This is a genomic window from Sporomusa sp., assembly GCF_057736855.1.
The window spans coordinates 2,557-5,184 of record NZ_JBYKYF010000223.1; the positions used below are offsets into that span (position 1 = coordinate 2,557).

The 2,628-nt window shown below is 39.8% G+C and carries 4 protein-coding genes; 2 read left to right on the forward strand and 2 right to left on the reverse strand.

The window, feature by feature from the left end; all coding sequences use genetic code 11:
- On the reverse strand, positions 1–263 hold a 263-nt coding region (locus AC29Z1_RS13140; protein WP_488271907.1), incomplete at its 3' end, for a hypothetical protein.
- Positions 264–450: 187 nt separating this feature from the next.
- Entirely contained in the window at positions 451–1,389 is a 939-nt protein-coding gene (locus tag AC29Z1_RS13145) for a nitronate monooxygenase (RefSeq protein WP_488271908.1), read from the reverse strand.
- A gap of 250 nt (positions 1,390–1,639) precedes the next feature.
- On the opposite strand from AC29Z1_RS13145, the gene speD reads away from it, so the two are divergent.
- Together speD and AC29Z1_RS13155 are read left to right on the forward strand one after the other, a co-directional pair.
- Positions 1,640–2,101, forward strand: a complete 462-nt coding sequence (gene speD, locus AC29Z1_RS13150; protein WP_488271909.1) for an adenosylmethionine decarboxylase — start codon at positions 1,640–1,642, stop codon at positions 2,099–2,101.
- A gap of 120 nt (positions 2,102–2,221) precedes the next feature.
- The gene (locus tag AC29Z1_RS13155) at positions 2,222–2,608 is read left to right on the forward strand and encodes a rubrerythrin family protein (RefSeq protein ID WP_488271910.1); all 387 of its coding nucleotides are present in this window, start codon (positions 2,222–2,224) and stop codon (positions 2,606–2,608) included.
- Positions 2,609–2,628: the final 20 nt, after the last annotated feature.

Sequence of the window (2,628 nt, forward strand, 5' to 3'; positions counted from 1 at the left end):
GTAAACGCGTCAATTAACAGATGTGTACCCCAGCCGATAATAAACGACTGAACATGTTTAATTCCTGGTAAAAAACTAAGCATCAGACTGCCAAACCAAATGGGCACAGAGTGGCCAATCAAATCAATTTTTACAACCCAAGGAAACAAGGCTACAAGACTCATCAGCGTCCCCGGACTTAAACTTCCCAATTCCTCCAGTGAAACATAGCCGCGAAGCACTATGGTAATAAGGAGTGCCACATAAATATAATCAGGGAACATCGAACCAAAGACAAACTGCCAAACCTTTGGGTGATGTCTCGTAAAAAAATAAATCCAAAACCCATGATGGAGAGTATGCATTGTTCATCCTGTAATTTTTTCCTATAATATTAGTGTGCTTCTCCTTTAGTGACAGTATGTAGAAAAGCAGTGCTTTTTAGCACTGCCAGTCCATTTACATGTGAAATTATAACAAACTAGGTGCATTTACTAATACTTCACGGGCTTCTCTAATTATATTTTCTATAATAATAGCTGCTGGCTCTACTTTTTTCAGCGGCAATAAACTTTGACCAGCCAATACGGCCCCATTTTCTACATCACCTTCAATAGCAGCTAGGCGATTAGAACCAGTAGCCAGCTTATCTAACTCCGCTTGAGGTGTACACTGTCGTTCCAAAGCCAAGTACTTATCAGTAAAAGCATTCCTAAGTCCCCGAACGCCATGCCCTGATAACAGTCCAGTAACTACACTATCAGTCTCTACAGCACTAATCAATTTTTGTTTAACATTTGGATGAACCCCACATTCTTCTGCAAGCAAAAATCGAGTGCCCATCTGAATACCAGATGCTCCCATGATCAGGGCAGCCGCCAAACCTCGTCCATCCGCAATTCCGCCGGCAGCAATAACCGGAATGGAAACTTGTGGAATAACTTGGGTCATCAGCGCCATAGTAGTCAGTACCCCGATATGACCACCTGCCTCCATCCCTTCAATGACTATTGCGTCTGCCCCACTATCTTCCACACGTTTAGCTAGCTTAGTATTAGGAACAACTGGGATCTTCCTTACACCAGCCTGAGTAAATTTATCAAAATATGGAAGGGGATTGCCTGCTCCCAGAGTAACAAACGCAGTTTTTTCTTCACAAACCACTTCAACAATTTCTTCTTTATTGTCTGCCATCAACTGAATATTAACACCAAATGGTTTATCTGTAAGCTGCCTAGCTATACGTATCTGTTCTCTTACATAACTGGCATCTCGTCCACCGGCGGCAATAATTCCTGCGCCACCTGCCTGAGAAACGGCAGCAGCCAACTTAGCGTCAGAAATCCATGCCATTCCTCCCTGAATAATGGGATATTGAATATTAAGCAGCTTGGCTAGTTTATTATCCATGCATATCTTCCCTCATTCACACTATCTTTATCATTCGTTTCACCAGCTAATAAATAAATCCTGCGATTAATCCATACTATACTATGGACTTATATGCTTTATAAGCGTCATTTCTTAGTTTGTCCTAAAATTATGAAATAAACCTTTACAATCTGGTTTATTATAACTATAATGAGGTATCGTATATAAATTATTAGTAATATATGCTAATGATCTTATTAGATACATTAATGATAAAGGGGCGATAACTTTGAAAGCAATTGGAAGACATCTATCGGTAGACATGTACGGTTGCAGTTTTGACACCCTTGATAACATTGAAATAATACAAGCTGCCATACTTACCGCCATTGAAGAAGCCAACATGACACTCATTAATTTAACTTATCACAAATTTGAACCCCAAGGTCTGACAATATTGGCACTGTTACGCCATTGCCATATCAGCATTCATACGTACCCAGAACTTGGTTTTGCGGCTGTTGATATCTTTAGCTGCGGCGACCTTTGCCGTCCTGATAAAGCCCTATTAGCTATAAAAAAGGTTCTAAAACCTGAAAAGACGAAAACCACCAACTTTACGCGTGGTGACTTTGGTTCACAAAAAGATATGAAACCGCGCATTAAAATTAGTATAGCTCCCTTGCGTCGGGTACGTAATACTAGTGCTAAAGTATGGAGCTATTTGCGAAAAAATCATAAAAATGAATAACTATCTATTTGTTTTTTAAATAATAATAAATATTGGATAATCTATTGACAAAATGGATAAAATGGATAATAATATTCCATAGATAATAATACCAAGTTAATTGTAAGGAGGACTTAATCAATGAGTACAGAAAAAAATTTATCTGCAGCTTTTGCTGGCGAATCACAAGCTAATCGTAAATATACCTATTTTGCCAAACAAGCCGAAGCTGAGGGCTATACCCAAGTAGCTAAACTCTTTCGGGCTGCAGCCGAAGCGGAACACCTCCATGCATTGGCTGAATTAAAAGCACTTGGCGGCATTAAAACAACAGCCGAAAACCTTAAAGCAGCTATCGAAGGGGAAACCTACGAGTTTGAAACCATGTATCCAGAATTTATTAAAGTAGCCAAAGAAGAAAATCACACGGCTGCCGCCCGCGCTTTTCACCTAGCCAACGAAGCAGAAAAAGTTCACGCTGAACTCTACAAAAAAGGGTTCTTTGTCAAATGTTGGGGTAAAGCATAAAGTGTAGTGGAGCAGGGGAT